The sequence below is a fragment of the Azospirillum sp. A26 genome (assembly GCF_042604635.1).
Classification (GTDB): Bacteria; Pseudomonadota; Alphaproteobacteria; order Azospirillales; family Azospirillaceae; genus Azospirillum; species Azospirillum palustre.
The window spans coordinates 1030233-1051521 of record NZ_CP170474.1 but is presented as its reverse complement, the minus strand read 5'-3'; the positions used below and the strand labels follow the sequence as shown (position 1 = coordinate 1051521).

Here is a 21289-nt window from a genome sequence, read left to right as displayed (position 1 = left end):
CGACCCCACCATGAGCCTCCCGATCCTCGTCCTCAACGGACCGAATCTCAATCTGCTGGGCAAGCGCGAGCCGCACATCTATGGCCACGAGACATTGGCCGATGTCGAGGCCGACTGCCGCCGCACCGGCGAAACGCTGGGCCTTGCCGTCGATTTCCGGCAATCCAACGCCGAACATGTGCTGATCGACTGGATCCACGACGCGCGGGAGACGATGACCGGGCTGGTCATCAACCCGGCCGGCCTGAGCCACACCTCGGTGTCGCTGATGGATGCGCTGTCGGCCTGCGCCTTCCCCATCCTGGAAGTCCACATCTCCAACATCCACCGGCGCGAGGAATTCCGTCACTTCTCCTACGTATCGCGCGTCGCCGCCGGGGTGATCTGCGGCTTCGGCACCCAGGGCTACACGCTGGCGCTCCAGCGCATGGCCCGGCTGCTGGAAAGTGCCGCGAAATGAACGCCCTGTCCCGGCCGGCGCCCGCTGTCGGCAATTCCACCCTCGTCGGCCTGATCGGTGCCGGCATCCAGGCCTCACGCACCCCGGCGATGCATGAGCGGGAGGCCGACGCGCTCGGCCTGCGCTGCATCTACCGGCTGATCGACCTCGACCGCCTCGGTCTCGGCCCAGATGCCCTGCCGGAGCTGCTGTCGGGTGCCGAGCGCATGGGCTACACCGGGCTGAACGTCACCTACCCTTGCAAGCAGGCGATCATTCCACTGCTGGACGAGCTTTCCGACGATGCCCGTGCCATCGGGGCGGTCAACACCGTCGTGCTGAAGGACGGCCGGCGGGTCGGCCACAACACCGACTGTTCCGGTTTCGCCGAGGGCTTCCGTCGCGGGCTGGCCGGCGTGCCGATGGACCGGGTGGTGCTTCTCGGCGCCGGCGGGGCCGGAGCGGCGGTCGCCCATGCCGCCTTCCATCTCGGGACCGGCCGGCTTGACATCTTCGACGCCGACCCGGCGCGGGCGGCGCTGCTGGCGGAGCAGATCGACGCGCGCTTCGGCAGTGGACGGGCCATGGCGATCCCCGACCGGGAGAGCTTGCGCGCCGCCGTGGCGGCGGCGGACGGGCTGATCCATGCCACGCCGACCGGCATGGCGAAGTTCCCCGGCCTGCCGCTTCCGGCAGAGATGCTGCACCCGCGGCTTTGGGTGGCGGAGATCGTCTATTTCCCGCTGGAGACCGAGCTGCTGCGCGCCGCGCGGTCCATCGGTTGCCGGACGCTGGATGGCGGCGGCATGGCGGTGTTCCAGGCGGTGGACGCCTTCCGGCTGTTCACTGGGGTTTCCCCCGATGCCGAACGCATCCGTGCGCATTTCGCGTCGATGGACGCCGGCCGATCCGCCGCATGATACTGGCCCCAATCGAATAGAGATAAGCCGGCGGAGCGCCGGCACCGGGAGGACCGCATGAGACAGCTGGTCGAGGCCTATTTCACCCTTATCAAGATTCTGATGGCGCTGTGCATGGCCGGCATGGTGGTGCTGGTGTTCGGCAATGTCGTGCTGCGCTACGCCTTCAACAGCGGCATCACGGTGTCGGAGGAGTTGTCGCGCCTGTTCTTTGTCTGGATGTGCTTCCTCGGCGCCATCCTGGGCCTGCGCGAACGGGCGCATCTCGGCGTCGATACGCTGGTGGCCCGCCTTCCACGGACCGGCAAGATGGTCTGCGCGGTGCTCAGCTGCGGCCTGATGCTATGGGTCACCTGGTTGGTGCTGCAGGGAAGCTGGACCCAGACCCTCATCAATTGGAGCGCGCAGGCACCGGCCACGGGCCTGTCGATGGGGCTGCTCTACGGCATCGGCGTGGTGTTCGGCCTGTCGACCGGCGCCATCCTGCTGCACGAGATGTATCTGCTGCTGACCGGAAAAATCTCCGACGACGATCTCGTGATGGTCTCTGAGTCGGAGGATCTGCCGGAGGCCACCGCCCATGGCGCCCACACCGGCGGCCACCGGACGCACCAGTCCACCAACCAAGTGGGAACCAATCGGCAGGATGATCTGCCACTTCCCCCCCGCACCGCCTCCAGCCGCTGAGGACGCCGGACCATGACCATCACCATCTTCCTCGGCTCCCTGCTGGGCGCCATGGCCATCGGTATGCCCATCGCCTATGCGCTGCTGCTGTGCGGCGTGGCGCTGATGATCCAGCTCGACCTGTTCGACGCGCAGATCGTGGCGCAGAACTTGATCAACGGTGCCGACAGCTTTCCCCTGATGGCCGTGCCCTTCTTCATGCTGGCCGGCGAGATCATGAACATCGGCGGGCTCGCCAAGCGCATCGTCAACCTCGCCATGGCGATGGTCGGCCACATCCGCGGCGGGCTCGGCTATGTCGCCATCCTGGCGGCGACGGTGATGGCCAGCCTGTCCGGCTCCGCGGTGGCGGATGCGGCGGCGCTGGCGACCCTGCTGGTGCCGATGATGGTGGCGGCCGGCCATGACCGCAACCAGTCGGCCGGTCTGGTCTCCGCCAGTGCCATCATCGCGCCGATCATCCCGCCGTCCATCGGCTTCGTCATCTATGGCGTGGCCGGCAACGTCTCGGTCACCAAGCTGTTCCTGGCCGGCATCTTCCCCGGCATCCTTCTGGCCGTCGGCCTGTGCGGCGCCTGGTGGTACGTATCGCGCAAGGAGAACCTGTCGCCGCCGCCGCGCCGCTCCTTGCGCGAGGTGCTGGCGATCCTGCGCGAGGGCGTGTGGGCGCTGATGCTGCCGGTGATCATCATCGTCGGGCTTAAGTTCGGTGTCTTCACCCCCACCGAGGCCGCCGTGGTCGCCGCCGTCTACTCGCTGTTCGTCGCCGTCTGCGTCTACCGCGAAATGTCGGTCGCCGACATCTACCCGGCCCTGCTGGGGGCGGCGAAGACGACCAGCGTCGTCATGTTCCTGGTCGCGGCGGCGCTGGTGTCGTCCTGGCTGATCACCGTCGCCAACCTGCCGGGGATGGTGACCGATCTGCTGGAGCCGCTGATGGGCAACCAGACCCTGCTGCTGCTGGCGATGATGGCGCTGGTGGTGGCGATCGGCACCGCGATGGACATGACGCCGACCATCCTGATCCTGACGCCGATCCTGGTTCCGGTGTGCAAGCAGGCCGGCATCGATCCCGTCTATTTCGGCGTGCTGTTCATCATCAACAACGCCATCGGCCTGATCACCCCGCCCGTCGGCACAGTGCTGAACGTGGTCTGCGGCGTGTCGAAGGTCAGCATGGAGGGCGTCATCAAAGGCGTTTGGCCCTTCATGCTGGTGCAGCTGTTCGTCCTTTTCCTGCTGACCATGTTCCCGTCGCTGGTGATGGTTCCCGCGGCCTGGCTCAGCCACTGATCCCATTCCGCAAGAAAAAACCCGGAGGAAACCCAATGAAGACGCGCATGAAATCCCTGCTCGCCGGCCTGCTGCTGCCCGGCCTGCTGTTCGCCGGTGCCGCCACCGCCGCGGACTACAAGGACCGTTCGGTCAAGTTCGCCTTCCAGAACGTCAAGGAGCACCCGCAGGGCCAGGGCGCGCAGAAGTTCGCCGACATCGTCGAGGCGAAGAGCGGCGGCAAGATCAAGGTGAAGCTGTTCCCCGGCGGCACGCTGGGCGGCGACGTGCAGACCGTGTCGGCGCTGCAGGGCGGCATCGTCGAGATGTCGGTGATGAATGCCGGCATCCTGGTGTCCCAGGCCAAGGAATTCGCGCTGGTCGACCTGCCCTTCCTGTTCAACAGCGCATCGGAGGCCGACGCCCTGCTGGACGGCCCGGTGGGCGAGCAGCTGATGGCGAAGCTGCCGGAAAAGGGCTTGGTCGGGCTCGGTTTCTGGGACCTCGGCTTCCGCAACCTGACCAACAACCGCCGGCCGGTGAAGACCGCCGCCGACATCGCCGGCCTGAAGATCCGCGTCATCCAGACGCCGATCTACATCGACATCTTCAAGGCGCTGGGCGCCAACCCGGTGCCGCTGGCCTTCCCCGAACTCTACAGCGCGCTTGAAACCGGCACCGTCGACGGGCAGGAGAATCCGGCCAAGACCATCGAACTGACCAAGTTCAACGAAGTCCAGAAATACATGACGATCACGCGGCACATCTACAATCCGCAGTCGCTGATCATTTCCAAGAAATTCTGGGACACGCTGAATTCCGATGAAAAGGCCCTGTTCCAGAGCGCTGCCGCCGAAGCCACCGTCTTCCAGCGCAAGCTGTCGCGCGAACAGGAGGCCGATGCGCTGGCCTCGCTGAAGGCCAAGGGCATGATCATCGACGAACTGCCGGCCGACGAACTCGCCAAGATTCGCGAGAAGGTCAAACCGGTGGTCGACAAGTACAAGGCCGAGATCGGCGATGCACTGGTCACCCAGGCTTATGCCACCATCGAAAAGAAGCGCGCCTCGAACTGACCGATGAGGTCAAGGTGGAGCGTCTCCGCACGCTCCACCACTCCGGCATTGAGCTTTCCATCATGTTCGTCCATTACCTCCGTTGAAGGCGCTCCCCGCGCCGCATGAAAATGGAACAGGGCATGACGGCGGACGACGCGACCGGAACAACTCCAAAAGCCAAGCCGAGCCGCAAGAACGATCCAGAAGGCACCCGCCAGGACATCCTTGAGGTGGCGACGGAGGAGTTCGCCTCGCTCGGCTTTAGCGGCGGCCGGGTCGATGCCATCGCCGCACGCACCCGCACCACCAAGCGCATGATCTACTATTACTTCGGCGGCAAGGAGGAGCTGTATCTTGCCGTGCTGGAGAAGGTCTATGGCGACATCCGCGCCATCGAGAACCGGCTGAACCTCCAGAATCTGGACCCTGAGGCGGCGATCCGCGCCCTGATCGATTTCACCTTCGACTATCAGGAGCAGCACGAGGATTTCATCAGGCTGGTCAGCATCGAGAATATCCACCGCGCCGAACACATGAAGAAGTCGAAGGCCATCGCCAATTTGAACATCACGGTCATCGACACACTGGCCCGGATTCTGGAGCGCGGCCGGGATGCTGGCGTGTTCAAGGCCGACATCCAGCCCATCGATCTGCATCTGATGATCAGCGCCTTCTGTTTCTTCCGGGTGTCGAACCGCCACACCTTCAACCTGATCTTCCATCAGAATCTCGCCGCCACCGACACGCGCACCCGGCACAAGCGGATGATCGCCGACGCCATCGTCAGCCTGCTTAAGACCGAAGCCGCGGGCACCTGAACGGACCTCGCCGAACAGGCGCTCACCGGCCCATCAGATAGCCGTCTCGGCAAGGGTGCGAAGTCCGGCGCGGTGCGGAACCGACGCCAGCAGGTCGCGGAACCACCGCTGTGCCGGGTGAACGTCGTTGCGGCGGTGCCAGGACAGGGCGAAGAGGATCGGCGGAAGGTCGAGCGGGACCGGCATGATGCAAAGCCGCTCCGCATGGCCCGAGGCGGCGACCACGCCTTCCATCAGGGTGGCGATCAGGTCCGTTTGCGCCACCAGGGCCGGAGCGGCATAGAGCTGCGGCAGCGTCAGGGCCAGCCGGCGCTTCAATCCCTGCTTTGCCAGGGCCGCATCGACCACCCCGTAACTCTCGTTTTCCGGCGACACCAGAAGGTGCGACTGCTCCAGAAAGCCGCCCAGTTCGAGCGGTGGGCGTACGGTCGGATGCCCCCTGCGGACGACGCAGACGAAACGCTCCTCGAACAGGATGCGGCTGAAAATCCTGCCGGTGGTGGTCGGCGGCACACCGACCGTCAGATCGACCTCGCCGGCGTCCAGCATGCCGATGGCATCGTCCCGCGCGATGAAGTTGCGGATGCGCAGGGTGACGCCCGGCGCCTGTTCGCACAGGATTTCCAGCAGGGCCGGCAGCAGGGCAAAGGTCGGGTGGTCCGACAGGCCCAGGGTAAAGCTGGCGGTGGAGGTCGACGGGTCGAAGCTCTGCGTGAACGCCAGGGCCTGCTGGAGTTCGGTCAGGGCCCGGCCAATCGGTTGAGCCAGGTCGAGCGCCAGCGGGGTCGGTTGCAACCCATTCGGCCCGCGCACGAACAGCTCGTCCTTCAGCAGCCCGCGCAGACGGGCAAGCGCGGCGCTCATGGCCGGTTGGGTGCGGCCGATGCGCGCCCCGGCCCGTGTCACGCTGCGCTCGGCCATCAGGGCATCGAAGGCGACGAGCAGGTTCAGGTCGATGCCATGCAAATCCATGACATGGATGTTTCCATATATCGAGGATCGATTTCAAGCATGTCCGGCCATCGGGTAGCGTCCCTTCATCGCATCCATGATAAGGAAAAGCCACATGGCACCGAAGGACGACACAGTGACCGGAACCGGGCTCACGCCGCAGGAACTCCGCGCCGTCGAGACGCTCTACCGCGCCTTCAGCGACGGCAATCCGGACCTTCTCGACGAGGCGGTGACCGAGGATTGGCAGGACATTCCGCTCAATCCCGGCCAGCAGCCGGGCCGTGATGGAATGAAGCCGCTGATCCGCGGATTTCTCGCGGCATTCCCCGACACCAAGATCGAGGTTCTGGACATCATCGGCTCGCCCGGCCGTGCCGCCGTGCGGGCGATGATGACCGGAACCCACAGCGGCGACTGGTTCGGGATCGCGCCGACCGGCCGGTCCTTCCGCGTGGCGATCCATGAATTCCACCGTATCGCCGACGGCAAGCTGACCCATACTTGGCATCTCGAGGACTGGTTCGGCTGGATGAACCAGATCGGAGCCCGCCCCGTTCTGGCGGAGGAGGCCGGAAAGTAGCCTCTCAACCCGCTGTCCCTTCTGCCGGGGGATAGTTGAAACGGTTTCCCGCCGCGTTCTTTTCAGTGTCGGCATGACGGCGCGCTGGCCGGGGCGAAGCATCCGCCCCCCGGACTCAAAGGCCATCGCCGCCATCGGGCGTGCTTCCAGACAGTCCGGTCCGGTTTGGAAGAACCGGATTTCGGATCTGGACAGTTTGCCTCCCACCACGGACAACCGGCGCACCGCACAGACACGGATGCCAAAAGCCGGACTGCGAGGGTATGCTTCCGACACATCAAGAACAGGGAAATCCACCAATGAACCGTCGCAGCTTTCTCACCACGACCGCATCAGCCGCAACCGTCGCCGCTACCGGGGGATTCGCGTTCGCGCCGTCCATCGCGCGGGCGCAGAACCAGGCGGTGAAGGTGGCGTTCGTCGGCACGCTGTCCGGTCCGGGGGCGGCGCTGGGCACGCATCTGCGCGACGGCTGGCTGGCGGGGGTGACGCGGTTGAACAACCAGCTCGGCGGACGGGCAGTCGAGACGCTGGTGATCGACGATGAGCTGAAGCCCGACGTGGCGGTTTCGAAGGTCCGTGCCGCGCTGGAGCGCGACAAGGTCGATTTCGTGGTCGGCGTCGTGTTCAGCAACATGCTTCAGGCCATCGTCCGCCCGGTGACGGAGAGCAACACCTTCCTGATCACCACCAACGCCGGCCCCTCCACCCTCGCCGGCAAGGGATGCAGCCCCTTCCTGTTCAGCAGCGCCTACCAGAACGACCAGCCGCACGCGACGATGGGGCAGGCGGCCCAGGATCTGGGCTACAAGCGCGTCTTCATCCTGGTGCCGAACTATCAGGCCGGCAAGGACGCGGTGGCCGGCTTCCGCAGCCGCTACAAGGGCGAGGTGGTGGACGAGGTCTATGTGCCGCTGAGCCAGCTCGACTTCTCGACCGAGGTCACCAAGATCGCCGCCGCCAAGCCGGACGCCATCTTCACCTTCATGCCAGGCGCGCTGGGCGTCAATCTGGTGCGGCAGTACCGGCAGTCCGGGCTCGCCAACATCCCCTTCCTGTCCACCTTCACCGTCGACGAATCGACCCTGCCGGCCCAGGGCGAGTCGGCCCTCGACTTCTACACCGCCGCCACCTGGGCGCCCAATTTCGACAACCCGCAGAGCCGCCGCTTCGTGCAGGAGTTCGAGGCGGCCTACGGCTATGTCCCGTCGAACTTCGCCGCCCATGCCTATGACGCCGCCCACATGCTGGACGCGGCGATCCGCCGGACAGGCGGCGACGTCGCCAACAAGGCGGCGCTGCGCACGGCGCTGGAGGCTGGCGACTTCCCGTCGGTGCGGGGCGCGCTGCGGCTGGGGCCCAACCATTTCCCGATTCAGGATTTCTGGCTGTGCAAGGTCGCCAAGCGCGCCGACGGCAAGTTCCAGACAGAAACCGTGCGCAAGGTGCTGAGCGCCGACGCCGACGGCTACGCCGCCTCCTGCAAGATGGGATGACGGGCGGGACGGGCTGACGGGGGGCTTTCGCGATGTCCATGCTTCTGGTGCAGGCCCTCAACGGCCTGCAGTTCGGGGTGCTGTTGTTCCTGGTGGCGGCCGGACTCAGTCTGGTGTTCGGCGTCATGGACCTGATCAATCTGGCCCATGGCGTCCAATACATGCTGGGGGCCTATGTCGCCGCCACGTTGGGGGTGTGGACCGGCAGCTTCTGGCTGGGGACGCTGCTGGCTCTGCCGGTGGCGCTGCTGGTCGGGCTGGCGCTGGAATGGCTTGTGTTCCGCCATCTCTACCGCCGCGATCATCTCGCCCAAGTGCTCGCCACCTTCGGCGTGATCCTGACGGTGGAGGAGGCGACGCGGGCGCTGTGGGGCAGCGCCCCGCAGACCGTGCTGGAGCCGTCGGGGCTGACCGGCGGCCCGATGGGCGGGGTGGAGATCGTCGCCGGACTGATCTACCCGACCTACCGGCTGGTCATCATCGGCGTCGGCATCGTGGTGCCGCTGCTGCTGTGGTTCCTGGTGGAGCGGACGCGCGCCGGCATGCTGGTGCGGGCAGGGGCGACCCATCCCGCCATGGTGTCGGCGCTGGGGGTGGACATCCGCCGCCTGTTTACCGTCGTTTTCGCCTTCGGCGCCATGCTGGCGGGGTTCGCCGGGGCGCTGGCCAGCCCGATCTTCCCGGTGGCGCCCGGCATGGGCGACACCGTGCTGATATTGTGCTTCGTGGTGATCGTCATCGGCGGCGTCGGCTCCATCCGCGGCGCCTTCATCGCAGCATTGCTGGTCGGGCTGCTCGACAGTGTGGGGCGGGCGATGCTGCCCGACCTGCTGCGGCTGCTGCTCGACCCGTCGTCGGCCCGGCAGACCGGGGCGGCGCTGGCCTCCATGCTCGTCTACATCGTCATGGCCGCCATCCTGTTCTTCCGTCCGGCCGGGCTTTTCCCGGGGGGACGCTCGGCATGACGGCCCCGTTCCACAAAGCCCTCCGCAAACATGCCCTCGCCCTGGTCACGCTGCTGGCGCTGGCGGCGGCCCCCTTCCTCGGCTTCGGTGACGGCTTCGCGCTCGGTCTGCTGGCGCGCGCGATGATCCTGGGCATGGCGGCGGTCAGCCTGTCGCTGCTGGTCGGCGGCGCCGGGCTGGTCAGCCTCGGCCATGCCGCGACGATGGGGATCGGCGCCTATGCCGTGGTCGCCTTCGATGCAGCCGGGGTCAACGAGGGGCTGATCGTCTTCCCTGCCGCCATCGCCGCGGCGGCCGTCTACGCGTTCGTGACGGGAGCGGTGTCGCTGCGCACCAGCGGCGTGCATTTCATCATGATCACGCTGGCCTTCGGCCAGATGGCCTTCTTCACCACCTCCTCCTTCTCCAGCCTGGGCGGCGACGACGGCTACACGCTCTATGCCCGCACCGAGTGGCTGGGAAGCCGGATCCTCGACAACCGGCTGACCTTCCATTTCCTCTGCCTGGGCCTGCTGGCCCTGGTGTGGGTGGGCGGTACCCTGCTGCTGGGCAGCCGGTTCGGCCGGGTGTTGCGGGCGGCGCGGGAGAATCCGCAGCGGGCGCTGGCGGTGGGTTTCCAGCCTTACCCCTACCGTCTGGTCGCCTATGTGATGGCGGGGGCGGTCGGCGGCCTGTCGGGCGCCCTGCTCGCCAATGCGACGGAGTTCGTGTCCCCTGCCCTGCTGTCCTGGACGCGGTCGGGGGAACTGCTGTTCATGGTCATCCTCGGCGGCGTCGGCCAGCTCGGCGGGGCGATCCTGGGGGCGCTCGCCATCGTGCTGCTGGAGGAAACGCTGTCGCACCTGCTGGTCTACTGGCGGCTGGTGTTCGGGCCGCTGCTGGTGCTGTCGGTGCTGTTCCTGCCGGATGGGCTGATCGGCGCGCCGCTGCGCCTGCGTGCCGCCTTCCGGTTCGCCTCGCCCAAGCGGAGGAACGCCGATGCCTGATCCGTTGCTGGAACTGCACGGCCTGGGCAAGAATTTCGGCGCGCTGACCGTGACCTCCGACGTGTCGCTGACCGTCCTGCCGGGGGAGATCCATGCGATCATCGGCCCGAACGGGGCGGGCAAGACCACGCTGATCCACCAGATCAGCGGCACCCTGCGCCCGGACCGCGGAACCATCCGCTTCGCCGGCCAGGACGTGACCGCCCTGCCGTTCGAGCGCCGCGCCCGGCTGGGGCTGGCCCGCAGCTTCCAGATCACCAGCATCGTGCCGGGCTTCACCGCGCTGGAGAACGTGGCGCTGGCGGTGCAGGCGCGCAGCGGCTCCTCCTTCCGCTTCCTGCGCCCGGTGGCCGGCGAGGCGGCGCTGAACGACGAGGCCCGCGCGGCGCTGGACACCGTCGGGCTGGGGCGGGTCGCCGAGCGCACCGCCGCCGCCCTGTCGCATGGCGAGAAGCGCCAGCTCGAACTCGCCATCGCCATCGCGATGAATCCCCGCCTGCTGCTGCTCGACGAACCGCTGGCCGGCGCCGGGCCGGAGGAGACCGAGCGGTTGATCGGCATCCTGCGCGACCTGCGCAGCCGCTACGGCATCCTGCTGGTCGAGCATGACATGCAGGCGGTGTTCGCCCTGGCCGACCGCATCTCCGTCCTCGTCTATGGCCGCGTCATCGTCACCGGCACGGTGGACGAGATCCGCGGCCACCCGGAGGTCCGCGCCGCCTATCTTGGAGAGGACGCGCTGGCGTGATGCTGAAGATCGACAACCTCACGGCGGGCTACGGCCAGAGCCAGGTGCTGTTCGGCGTGTCGCTGTCCATCGAGGCCGGGCAGGTGCTGGCGCTGATGGGGCGCAACGGCATGGGCAAGACGACCACCATCTCCGCCGTGATGGGGCTGATTCCGCGCTGGGGCGGCAGCGTCAGCTTCGACGGCCAAGGCATCGGCCGCATGCCGCCGCACCGGGTGGCGCGGCTGGGGGTCGGGCTGGTCCCGGAAGGCCGCCAGATCTTCCCGACCCTGACGGTGGAGGAGAACCTCGTCGCCACCGCCGCCACCCGCGGCGGCGGAACTGCGCGCTGGACGCTGGAGGCGGTGTGGGAGCTGTTCCCCCGCCTGCGCGAGCGCCGCCGCAATCTGGGCAACCGGCTGTCGGGTGGCGAGCAGCAGATGCTGGCAATCGGGCGGGCGCTGATGACCAACCCGCGCCTGCTGATCCTGGACGAGGCCACCGAAGGGCTGGCCCCGGTGATCCGCGCCGAGATCTGGGCGGTGCTGGAGACGCTGAAGCGCGAGGGCCAGTCGATCCTGCTGGTGGACAAGAACCTGTCGGCGGTGCTGCGCCTCGCCGACGCCTGCGCAGTGATCGAGAAGGGCCGCACGGTGTGGAGCGGCACCAGCGCGGATCTGGGCCGGGCGGCCGACATTCAGGAAACCTACCTGCACATCTGAGGTGTCGGGCACCCCCGCACCGCGGGGTATCGGCCGGCCGCTGTCGACGGTGCCATGGCCTCCCGTCCGTCAGCGCACTTCGTTCACATATCTGTGGTCGTCCGTCAGCGTCCTGTGATGGCTGACGATGGTCAGGGTTCCGGTCTGGTCGAACGCCTCCTCGTCGATGATCAGAAGCGGCGTCGGGTCGGGGACGCCGAGATCGGCGCGATCCTCGGCGGTGGCGAGCCCGGCCGAGACCCGCTCGCGCACGGCGGAAATGCGGATGCCGTGAACGTCGAGCAGGTGGAGGTAGAGCCGTTGCGGCACCAGTGACGGATCCAGCGGAAAATCGGGCACCCGGCGGGCCACCATCGCGATGTGGGAGCGCATCACCGCCCGCCCCTCCACCCGGCGCAGCCGCGCGATGCGGATCAGCGGCTCCCCCGGTGCCTCGCCCAGCAGGGCGGCCTCGTCTGCTGTGGCCGGGCTCAGCCCGACCTCGGTCACCACCGCCTCGGAAGAGAGCAGTTGGCCGTCGCCGCCATGCAGGCGGTAATATTGGAAGAAGAAGCGCAGGCTGTGCTGCGGCGTGCGCCCGGTGACCACCGTCCCGGTCTTGCGCCGGCGCATCAGCATGCCGTCGGCGGTCAGGTCGGCCAGCGCGCGGCGCATCGTTCCCACCGCAACCCCATAATCGGCGGCAAGCGCGACCTCGCCCGGCAGCACCATGCCGGGCGGCCATTCGCCCAGCAGAATGGCTTCCGCCATGCGGCGCTTGACGTGCTCGTAGAGCGGGATCGGCAGGTCACCCGCCATGTTTGCCGTCTTTTTGTTCACTACCGCCTCGAAAATAGCCAGAAATTGCTCGAATCTTGACGATTGACAAAGATTTGTGCGCCGGTCACATTTCTTTATAGAATATAGAAAACAGCGAGCCTGTCATGGACAATCGGCATGGAAGCGACCGGCCCACTGGCGACGATGGCCTCGATGCGGCGATGGCCTGGATTGCGCGGTCGGCGGAACCCGCCGTGGCTGATCTCGCCCGCATGATCGCTGTCGACACGTCCTTTCCTCCCGGTGCCGGCTACGACGCCTTCGCCGACCTGATGGATGAGCTGATCGCCCCACTGGGCTTCCGCTCCAGCCGGGTCGTCGTCCCCGACGAGTTGTGGCGGGTGCCCGGTGGGCCGGCGTCCGGCCGGCGCACCAATCTCATCGGCGAACGAGAGACGGGCAAGCCGGTTCTCGGGCTGTATTTCCATGTCGACACCGTGCCTGCCGCCGCCGGCTGGGACAAGGACCCGCTCCGCCTGACCCGCGAGGGCGACCGGCTGTACGGGCTGGGCGCCGCCGACATGAAGGGCACCATCGCCGCCGTGCTGCTGGCTCTGCGCGCCGCCGAGGCCTGCGGCCTGCCGCTCGCCTACGATCCCATGCTGCTGTTCTGCACCGACGAGGAGGGCGGGCTCTATCCCGGCGTGCGCTACCTTGCCGAACAGGGGCTGCTGAAGGGGCATGTCCTGAACTTCAACGGCAGCGCCGCGCCGCGCATCTGGGCGGGCTGCTTCGGCCTGTTCAATCTGCAAATCCGGCTGCACGGCCACACCGTCCATGCCGGCGAGGGCAACAAATCCGGCTCCGGCGTCAACGCCATCGAGGCGGCGCTGCCGCTGCTCCAGGCCTTGACCGACCTCAAGCCGGTGGTGGCGCAACGGACCTCGGCCCTGCCGCCGCCGCCGACCGCCTCCGGGCCGCTGGCCGCACGGCTCGACATCGCCGCCGCCCATGGCGGCATCTGCGGCGGGCAAATCCCCTCGCTGTTCGAGATTCTGGTCTGCCGCCGCTATGCGCCGGAAGAGGACTATGAGGAGGCGCGGGCGGAGATCGAAACCGCCGTCGCCCGCGCGATGGCAGGCAGCCCCGACATCGCGGTGGACATCCAGCTCGTCGGCCATCTCGCCCCCACCGGCGATCCGACCGGGCCGCACTGGCCGCGCTGGCAGGCGGCGCTGTCGGCCGGCTTCGGTTACCGCGGGGAAGAGTTCCGCGCCTGGGGGGCGGCCAGCTGCTCCGACTTCGGCTGGGTCCAACGCACCGGCATGCAGGAGGTGCTGCTGACCGGGCTGGGCCGGCCGGAGAGCAACGTCCACTCCCCCGACGAGCACACCACCGTCGCCGACATCGTCGCATTGGCGCAGAGCATGCTGGCCTATCTGGCCGCCGGCTTCGCCCCCGACCTTATTCCCGAGAACACCGATCCGAACGCCGTGCCGACCCCAGGCCGCGGCCCGCAGAAGGAGTCCGACCGATGAGTTCCGTGACCCGCCGCCTCTTCCTCGCCGGGACCGCCGCCGGCCTCGGCGCCCTGCCCGCCTTTAGCCTGACTGGTGTGACTCCGGCCTTCGCCCAGCAGAGCGCCGCGCGCCGCGGCGGCGTTCTGCGCATCTCGGTCGATCAGGCCGCCAGCGTCATCCACCCGCTGCGCACCCGCGTGAACCCGGAATATCTGGTTGCCGAGCTGCTCTACTCCGGCCTGACGCGGCTCGCCGCCGGCATGAAGGTGGAGCCGGACCTCGCCGAATCCTGGTCGGCCGACCAGACGCTGACCGAATGGACCTTCGTTCTGCGGCCGGGCCTGACCTTCCATGACGGCTCGCCCTGCACCGCCGCCGACGTGGTCGCCACCTTCACCGCCATCCTCGATCCCAAGACCGCCTCGCCGGGCCGCACCAATGTCGGCCCGATCAAGGAGGTGACGGCCAAGGACGAGCGGACGGTCCTGTTCCGCCTGACCTCGCCCTATGCCGACCTGCCGGTGGCGCTGGCCTACACCAACGCCCGCATCGTCCCGGCCAAGGTGATCGAGACCGACCTCGACAGCCTGTCGCGCAGCGCCGTCGGCACCGGCCCGTTCAAGCTGGTCTCCTTCGAACCCGACCGCAAGATCGTGGTGGAGCGCAATCCGGCCTATTACGACCCGGCGCGCCCCTATCTCGACCGGGTCGAGGTGCTGGTCTATCCCGACCGCACCGCCGAGGCCTCGGCGCTGATCTCCGGCGACATCGACCTGATGCTGGGCACCGCCCCCGGCGAATACCAGCGGCTGGAGAAGGCCTCCGGCGTCAAGGCGCTGCGCGTGCCGTCGGGCCAGTTCCTGAACGTCAACATGGGCTGCGACCAGAAGCCCTTCTCCGACCCGCGCGTCCGCAAGGCGCTTGCGCTCTCCGTCGACCGCGAGGCGATGGTCGGCTTCGTCGCCGGCGGCTACGGCACTCCCGGCAACGACACGCCGATCAGCCCGGCCTACCGCTTCCACCGCGAGCAGCCGCTGCGCAAGGCCGACCTCGCCCAGGCGAAGAAGCTGCTGGCAGAAGCCGGCTATCCCAACGGCGTCGACCTGACCATGATCGCGTCGGACAAGCCGGGCACCCGCACCGAGCTGGCGGTCGCCATCCGCGAGATGGCGAAGCCCGCCGGCTTCCGCATCCAGGTGCAGACCATGCCGCACGCCACCTACCTGGATCAGGTGTGGAAGAAAGGCAATTTCTACGTCGGCTTCTACAACATGCAGGCGACCGCCGACGCGGTCTTCTCGCTGCTCTACACCTCCGACGCCGCCTGGAACGAGACGCGCTGGAACAACAAGGACTTCGATGCCCTGGTCGCCGAGGCGCGGACCAAGACCGACGAGACCGAGCGTGCCGCCCTTTATGCAAAGGCGCAGCAGCTGATGCATGACGAGGTGCCCTCGGTCATCCCCGTCTTCTTCGACCTGCTAGCGGCACGGCGCGATTACGTCGAGGGCTACGACCTGCACCCGCGCGGCTCGGTGTTCCGTCTCGACTTCGTCTCGCTCGGGGCGGCTGCTCCCAAGCGGGGTTGAGGCCGTGAGCGCATCCTGGCTCCTGCGGCGGCTGGCGCTGATCCTCTACACGATCTTCATCGTGTCGGTGCTGGTCTTCGGCATTACCCAAGCGCTGCCCGCCGACGCCGCCGTCACCCTGCTGGGCGAGAACGCCACCGCCGAGGCGCTGAACGCGATCCGCGAGCGCCTCGGCCTCGGCGACCCGATCTGGTGGCAGTATCTGCGCTGGGTCGGGCACGCCGCGACCGGCGATTTCGGCCTGTCGATGCGCACCGGCCAGCCGGTGGGGCCGGAGATGCTGACGGCGCTCGGCCGTTCGCTGCTGCTGGCCGTCGCCGCCATCCTGGTCATGCTGGTGATTGCCGTGCCGCTGGGCATGCTGGCGGCGGTGCGCCAGGGCAAGCTGGCGGACATGGCGACCGGGCTGATCTCCTATCTCGGGGTTTCCTTCCCGGAATTCGTCACCGCGACGCTGCTCGCCATGCTGCTGGCCGACACCCTGCAATGGCTGCCCGCCACCGGCTACGTCTCGCCGCTTGAGGATTTCGGCGGGGCGGTGCGGCATCTGGCCCTGCCGGTGCTGACCGCCTCGCTGATCCTCGTGGCCCATGTCGCCCGCATGGTGCGGTCGGAGACGCTCGACGTGCTGCACAGCGACTATATCCGCGCCGCCCGGCTGAAAGGACTGCCGGAACACACGGTGCTGGTCCGCCACGCCCTGCGCAACGCGCTGCTGCCGGTGGTCACCATCGTGGCGCTGGACGTCGGCTATCTGCTCGGCGGCATCATCGTCATCGAGGAGATCTTCGCCATTCCCGGCATCGGCCGGCAGCTGATGGTGGCGGTCACCGCCCGCGACCTGCCGTCGATCCAGGCCGGCGCCCTCATCATGTCGGCGACCTACGCCGTCGCCAACACGCTGGCCGACGTCGCCTACGCCGTCCTCGACAAGAGGATCCGCTATGACTGACCTGCTGCGCCGGCTGATGCGCACGCCGCAAGGCGCCATCGGCCTGATCCTGCTGGCGGTGCTGGCCGCGGCCTGCCTGTTCGGCCCCTGGCTGGCACCCCACGACCCGGAGAAGATGGACTTCCTCGGCCGTTTCCGCCCGCTCGGCGCCCAGAACTGGTTCGGCGCCGACCAGTTCGGCCGCGACGTGCTGAGCCGCCTGCTGGTCGGCGCCCGTTCCACCCTGCCGATGGCGCTGGCCGCCACCCTGCTCGGCACCGTCGCAGGCGCCGTGGTCGGCACCGCGTCGGCCTATCTCGGCGGGCGCTGGGACGAGGCGATCATGCGCACCATCGACGCGGTGATGGCGGTTCCCGGCCTGCTGCTCGCCCTGCTGCTGGTCAGCACGCTGGGCAACGGCGCCGGCAACGCGATGATCGCCATCGCCGTCACCTTTGCCCCCGGCATGGCGCGCGTCACCCGCGCGGTGGCCCTGACCGTGCGCGGCCAGGACTATGTCAAGTCGGCCACGGTGCGCGGCGAGAGCGCGTCCTGGATCATCTTCCGCGAGATGCTGCCCAACGTGATGGCCCCGGTGGTGATCGAGGCGACGATCCGCGTCTCCTTCGCGGTGATGCTGTTCGCCACCCTCAGCTTCCTCGGCCTCGGCGCCCAGCCGCCGGCCTCCGAATGGGGCCTGATGGTGGCGGAGGCGCGCCAGTACGTCCATCAGGCGCCCTGGATCCTCATCGCGCCGTCGCTGGCCATCGCGATGACCGCCATCGCCTTCAACCTGCTCGGCGACGGGCTGCGCGACGCTATGAACCCGCGGGACGAACGATGACCGCAGTCCTTTCCCTGCGCGATTATACGCTGGATTACCTCACCGGCAGGCGACCCTTGCGGGTTTTGCAGGACATCAGCCTCGACATCGCGCCCGGCGAGGTGCTGGGGCTGGTCGGCGAATCCGGCTCGGGCAAGAGCACGCTGGCCTGGGCGATCATGCGGCACCTGCCGAAGAACGCCCGCGAGCTGTCCGGCACCATCCGGCTCGGCGACACCGACCTGCGCAGCCTGCCGCCGCGCGAGTTGACCCGCATCCGCGGCCGGCGCATCGGCATGGTGTTCCAGGACCCCTCGACCGCGCTGAACCCGACGCTGACCGTCGGCCGGCAGGTGACGGAGACGCTGGTCAACAACCGCGGCCTGACCCGGCGTGCCGCCTGGGATCTGGCACTGGAGCTGCTGGGCCATGTCGAGCTGCGCGAGCCTGAGGCGCTGATGCGCCGCTATCCGCACGAGATCTCTGGCGGCGAGAAGCAGCGCATCCTCATCGCCACTGCCTTCGGCTGCCGGCCGGAGCTGATCGTCTTCGACGAGCCGACCACCGCGCTCGACGTCATCACCGGCGCCCGTATCCTCGACCTCTTCGCCCAGCTTCGCGCCGAGACCGGGGTGGCGGCGCTCTACATCTCGCACGACCTCGCGCTGGTCTCGCGCGTCGCCGACCGGGTGGCGGTGATGAAGAAGGGCCGGCTGGTGGAGGAAGCCCCGGCCGCCTCGATCTTCGCCCGCCCCGCCCACGAGGAAACCCGCAAGCTGGTGGCGGCGGTGCCGCGCCCGGAAAACCGCCTGGTCCACGACCGGCCCGGCGACCGCGTCCTGCTCGCCGCCGAGGCGGTCTCGGTCCGCTATGCCCGGCCGCGCCTGTTCCGTCCGCCCCCTCCGCCGGCGACCCACGCGGTCGGCTTCGACATCAAGGCCGGCGAGATCCTGGGCATCGTCGGCGAGTCCGGCTCCGGCAAATCCTCCATCGCGCGGGCGCTGACCGGTCTGGCCGACTTCTCCGGCGGCATCCGCTTCGACGGCCGGCCGATCGGCTCGGCCCGCGACATGGACGGCGCCTACCGCCGCGCGGTGCAGATCGTCTTCCAGCATCCCGACGGTTCCCTGAACCCGCGCCAGACGGTGGGCGAGATCCTGTCGCGTCCGCTGAAGCTGTTCGGCACCGGCCAAGCCAATCTGAGTGCCGAGATCGGCCGGCTGCTGGAGCAGGTGCGTCTGCCGGCGGCCTACGCCACACGCTGGCCGCACCAGCTTTCCGGTGGCGAGAAGCAGCGCGTCGCCATCGCCCGCGCCTTCGCCGCCAAGCCCTCGCTGGTCATCTGCGACGAGATCACCGCCCCGCTCGACGTCTCGGTCCAGGCCTCGATCATCGAGCTGCTGCTGGCGCTGCGGGCCGAGACCGGAGCCGCCTATCTCTTCATCACCCACGATATCAACCTGATCCGCCAGATCGCCCACCGCATCGCCGTGATGCGCCGGGGCGAACTGGTCGACCTGCTGCCCATAGACGCGGTCGACGCCGACCATGTCCACCCCTACACGCGCGACCTGATGGCCGCCTCGCCGACGCCCGTCGGCTGACTTGCCAGGAACCTCCCCCATGGACACCGCAGAGATTCTCGCCCGCCTCGACACCGATGCCGCCCTCGCCTTCCTCTCCCGCATGGTCCAGCACAAGAGCTACAGCCAGACCGAGGGCGAGCGCGAGCTGGCCCGCTTCATGGCCGCCTCCATGTCGGGCCTGGGGCTGGAGGCGGAACTGACGCCGGTGCCCGGCGGGCGGGTCAACGCCGTCGGCCGCTGGCGCGGCACCGGCGGCGGCAAGAGCCTGCTGTTCAACGGCCACATCGACACCAACCCGGTGACCGAGGGCTGGACCGTCGATCCCTGGGGCGGCAAGATCGACGACAAGTTCATCTACGGCATCGGCTGCTCCAACATGAAGGCGGGCGACGCCGCCTATTTCTGCGCGGTGAAGACCCTGATGGACGCCGGGGTGACGCTGCGCGGCGACGTCATCCTGACCTATGTGGTGGGCGAGCTTCAGGGCGGCGTCGGCACGCTGGCGCTGATGGAGCAGGGGCTGCGCGCCGACTGCTTCATCAACAGCGAGCCGACCGACCTCCAGGCGATGACGATGCACGCGGCGGCGCTGAGCTTCGTCATCGAACTGGTCGGCGACACCCGCCACCTGTCCAAGCGCGAGGAGGCGGTCGACGCCGTCGTCGCCGCCTGCGACCTGATCCCGCGGCTGAACGCGCTGGCCCTGTCCGGCGCCAAGTCGCCGGAGCATGCGACGATCAACCGCGTCCATGTCGGCGTCGTCCACGGCGCACTGGGCAAGGAGCTGCACGAGTGGCGCTCGCCGCAGGTCGCCGACTTCGTGCGGATCAAGGGGTCCGCCCGCTACGCCACCGGCCAGAGCGAGGAGGGGGCGCTGGCCGACCTGCGGCGCGAACTGGACGCGCTGGAGGCGCGCTTCCCCGGCCTGAAGGCCAGCGTCTTCTCCGAGGACCGCGGTGGCACCCCGACCATGCCGACCTTCGAGGTAGCGAAGGGCAGCCAGATCGTCCAGGCGGTGAACCGCGCCTACCGCGCGGTGCGCGGCACCGACCAGCCGACCGGCGCCATCACCCCGCCCGGCTTCTACGGCACCGACGCCGGCCATCTCCAGCATTCCGGCGGCATGGAGGGCGTCGTCTGCGGTCCCGGCGGCCGCTACAACACCATGCCGGACGAGCGGGTCGACATCGACGACTATCTCGACATGATCCGCGTCTACATGCTGACCATCCTGGAGATCTGCGGCCCGGAGATCTCCAAATGAAAGCCGACGCATCCGCAGCACGCTTTGCGCCGCGGATGGCCCGGCTGCGTGAGGCCATGGCGGCGCAGGACTGCGACGCCTTCCTGGCCGACCATGCCGAGCTGATCGCCTGGATCGGCGGTTACACCGTGTCGGAAACGCTCTACCGCGCCGTCATCGTGCCGATGGAGGGCGACCCCTGCTTCGTCCTGCGCTCCATCGATGCCGGTCCCTGCCGCGCCGGGGTGTGGTTCAACGACGTCGTGACCTTCGACGATCATGAAGACCCGCATGGCGCGGTGGCGGATTCGCTCACGGCGCGTGGCTTCTCCGGCGCGCGGATCGGCGTCGACCCGGTCTCTTATGGCCACACCGTCGCCACGGCGCAGCATCTTGCCGAGTTGCTCCCCGATGCCCGCTTCGTCCCGCTGCCGGGAGTGAGCGACCGTCTGCGCGCCTGCAAGTTCGCCGACGAGATCGACGCCATCGCGGCGGCGGCGGCCATCGCCGACCGGTGCATGCTGGGGTTGGAAGGCCATGTGCCTCCCGGCAGGCCGGTGCGGGAAGTGGCGGCCGCGGCGGCGGCGGCGCAGCTCCGGCTCGGCGCCGACGACGGCGGACCGGGGCCGATCCTGGTGTCGGGCGGCCACGGAACCGGCGGCCATGTCGATTTCCTGCACGGCAGCGGCCTCGACCGGACGCTGATGCCGGGCGACATCCTGCATGTCGAGCTGACGCCGCGGGTCGGCAACCACGGCGCCCGGCTGATGCGGCCGGTCTTCGTCGGTGACCCGCCGGCCGGGGCGCGGGAGACCTTCGGTCAGTTGGCGGAGCTTCAGGACCGGCAGATCGCCGCCATGCGACCGGGAGCGGCGGCCCGCGATGTCGATGCCCTGCTGCGGACGGCGGTGCTGGACGCCGGATTGCGCGCCGACTACGGCAACGTGACCGGCTACACCATGGGCCTCTACGCCCGCACGCCGCGCCCAAGCGATTTCTCGCAGTCCTTCCACCCCGGAACCGACTTCGAACTTCAGCCCGGACAGGTGTTCCACATGTACGCGTCGGCGCGCGGCGTTGCCGTGAGCGAGACCGTTCTCGTGACCGAAGGCGAGCCGCGCCTGCTGACGACCTGCCCGCGTCGGCCGATGGAAGGCTGAGCCCGCCTCAGTGTCGAGCACGGTTCCGTCAGGTGTTGCGCCAGACCTGAGCCA

21 protein-coding genes are annotated in these 21289 nt (G+C 68.4%); 19 read left to right on the top strand and 2 right to left on the bottom strand.

Translation table 11 applies throughout. The features are described from left to right. The first annotated feature begins 10 nt into the window (after positions 1–10). The 6 genes from aroQ (at position 11) to ABNQ39_RS28350 (ending at position 5194) form a co-directional block, all read left to right on the top strand. Positions 11–460, top strand: coding sequence for a type II 3-dehydroquinate dehydratase (aroQ, locus tag ABNQ39_RS28375; protein WP_376964827.1), 450 nt, complete (start codon positions 11–13; stop codon positions 458–460). Continuing rightward, positions 457–1359 (top strand): shikimate dehydrogenase, encoded by a 903-nt coding sequence (locus ABNQ39_RS28370; RefSeq protein WP_376964825.1) that lies wholly within the window; start codon positions 457–459, stop codon positions 1357–1359. The genes aroQ and ABNQ39_RS28370 overlap by 4 nt, the downstream gene beginning before the upstream one ends. A 57-nt stretch (positions 1360–1416) precedes the next feature. Beyond that, complete coding sequence (locus tag ABNQ39_RS28365; protein ID WP_376964823.1) at positions 1417–2046, top strand: TRAP transporter small permease; 630 nt, start codon at positions 1417–1419, stop codon at positions 2044–2046. 12 nt (positions 2047–2058) lie between these two features. Then, positions 2059–3339 carry a TRAP transporter large permease subunit gene (locus tag ABNQ39_RS28360; protein WP_376964821.1) on the top strand — a complete coding sequence of 427 codons (1281 nt, stop codon included), beginning with the start codon at positions 2059–2061 and terminating at the stop codon, positions 3337–3339. A 35-nt stretch (positions 3340–3374) separates the two neighbouring features. Next, positions 3375–4394, top strand: coding sequence for a TRAP transporter substrate-binding protein (locus ABNQ39_RS28355; RefSeq protein WP_376964819.1), 1020 nt, complete (start codon positions 3375–3377; stop codon positions 4392–4394). Between the two features lie 122 nt (positions 4395–4516). After that, positions 4517–5194, top strand: a complete 678-nt coding sequence (locus ABNQ39_RS28350; protein WP_376964817.1) for a TetR/AcrR family transcriptional regulator — start codon at positions 4517–4519, stop codon at positions 5192–5194. 33 nt (positions 5195–5227) lie between these two features. Here the strand turns inward: ABNQ39_RS28350 and ABNQ39_RS28345 are convergent, their stop codons facing one another. Next, on the bottom strand, positions 5228–6166 hold the full coding sequence (locus ABNQ39_RS28345; protein WP_376964815.1) for a LysR family transcriptional regulator: 939 nt from the start codon (positions 6164–6166) through the stop codon (positions 5228–5230). Between the two features lie 94 nt (positions 6167–6260). On the opposite strand from ABNQ39_RS28345, the gene ABNQ39_RS28340 reads away from it, so the two are divergent. From ABNQ39_RS28340 to ABNQ39_RS28315, 6 genes are all read left to right on the top strand, one after another. Then, entirely contained in the window at positions 6261–6728 is a 468-nt protein-coding gene (locus ABNQ39_RS28340) for an ester cyclase (RefSeq protein ID WP_376964813.1), read from the top strand. A gap of 299 nt (positions 6729–7027) precedes the next feature. Further along, positions 7028–8224: an ABC transporter substrate-binding protein gene (locus ABNQ39_RS28335; RefSeq protein WP_376964811.1), complete on the top strand. Its 1197-nt coding sequence runs from the start codon at positions 7028–7030 to the stop codon at positions 8222–8224. A gap of 32 nt (positions 8225–8256) precedes the next feature. Next, positions 8257–9189, top strand: a complete 933-nt coding sequence (locus ABNQ39_RS28330) for a branched-chain amino acid ABC transporter permease (protein WP_376964809.1) — start codon at positions 8257–8259, stop codon at positions 9187–9189. Further along, entirely contained in the window at positions 9186–10175 is a 990-nt protein-coding gene (locus tag ABNQ39_RS28325; protein ID WP_376964807.1) for a branched-chain amino acid ABC transporter permease, read from the top strand. Before ABNQ39_RS28330 ends, ABNQ39_RS28325 begins: the two co-directional genes overlap by 4 nt. Further along, positions 10168–10923: an ABC transporter ATP-binding protein gene (locus ABNQ39_RS28320; RefSeq protein WP_376964805.1), complete on the top strand. Its 756-nt coding sequence runs from the start codon at positions 10168–10170 to the stop codon at positions 10921–10923. Before ABNQ39_RS28325 ends, ABNQ39_RS28320 begins: the two co-directional genes overlap by 8 nt. Further along, on the top strand, positions 10923–11624 hold the full coding sequence (locus ABNQ39_RS28315; protein ID WP_376964803.1) for an ABC transporter ATP-binding protein: 702 nt from the start codon (positions 10923–10925) through the stop codon (positions 11622–11624). The genes ABNQ39_RS28320 and ABNQ39_RS28315 overlap by 1 nt, the downstream gene beginning before the upstream one ends. Before the next feature lie 69 nt (positions 11625–11693). Here the strand turns inward: ABNQ39_RS28315 and ABNQ39_RS28310 are convergent, their stop codons facing one another. Then, positions 11694–12422 (bottom strand): GntR family transcriptional regulator, encoded by a 729-nt coding sequence (locus ABNQ39_RS28310; protein WP_376964801.1) that lies wholly within the window; start codon positions 12420–12422, stop codon positions 11694–11696. 215 nt (positions 12423–12637) lie between these two features. On the opposite strand from ABNQ39_RS28310, the gene ABNQ39_RS28305 reads away from it, so the two are divergent. Genes ABNQ39_RS28305 through ABNQ39_RS28275 form a run of 7 tightly spaced genes read left to right on the top strand, consistent with a single transcriptional unit; the run spans position 12638 to position 21235 of the window. Further along, entirely contained in the window at positions 12638–13921 is a 1284-nt protein-coding gene (locus ABNQ39_RS28305) for a M20 family metallopeptidase (RefSeq protein ID WP_376964799.1), read from the top strand. After that, positions 13918–15492, top strand: coding sequence for an ABC transporter substrate-binding protein (locus tag ABNQ39_RS28300; RefSeq protein WP_376964797.1), 1575 nt, complete (start codon positions 13918–13920; stop codon positions 15490–15492). The genes ABNQ39_RS28305 and ABNQ39_RS28300 overlap by 4 nt, the downstream gene beginning before the upstream one ends. 4 nt (positions 15493–15496) lie before the next feature. Then, entirely contained in the window at positions 15497–16444 is a 948-nt protein-coding gene (locus tag ABNQ39_RS28295; protein ID WP_376964795.1) for an ABC transporter permease, read from the top strand. After that, a complete protein-coding gene (locus tag ABNQ39_RS28290) occupies positions 16437–17267 on the top strand; it encodes an ABC transporter permease (RefSeq protein ID WP_109086433.1) in 831 nt (276 codons plus the stop codon). Before ABNQ39_RS28295 ends, ABNQ39_RS28290 begins: the two co-directional genes overlap by 8 nt. Next, positions 17264–18850, top strand: a complete 1587-nt coding sequence (gene nikE / locus ABNQ39_RS28285) for a nickel ABC transporter ATP-binding protein NikE (RefSeq protein ID WP_376964792.1) — start codon at positions 17264–17266, stop codon at positions 18848–18850. Before ABNQ39_RS28290 ends, nikE begins: the two co-directional genes overlap by 4 nt. Before the next feature lie 19 nt (positions 18851–18869). Then, the gene (locus tag ABNQ39_RS28280) at positions 18870–20096 is read left to right on the top strand and encodes a M20 family metallopeptidase (protein WP_376964790.1); all 1227 of its coding nucleotides are present in this window, start codon (positions 18870–18872) and stop codon (positions 20094–20096) included. Next, positions 20093–21235 (top strand): M24 family metallopeptidase, encoded by a 1143-nt coding sequence (locus ABNQ39_RS28275; protein WP_376964788.1) that lies wholly within the window; start codon positions 20093–20095, stop codon positions 21233–21235. The genes ABNQ39_RS28280 and ABNQ39_RS28275 overlap by 4 nt, the downstream gene beginning before the upstream one ends. Positions 21236–21289 lie beyond the last annotated feature (54 nt).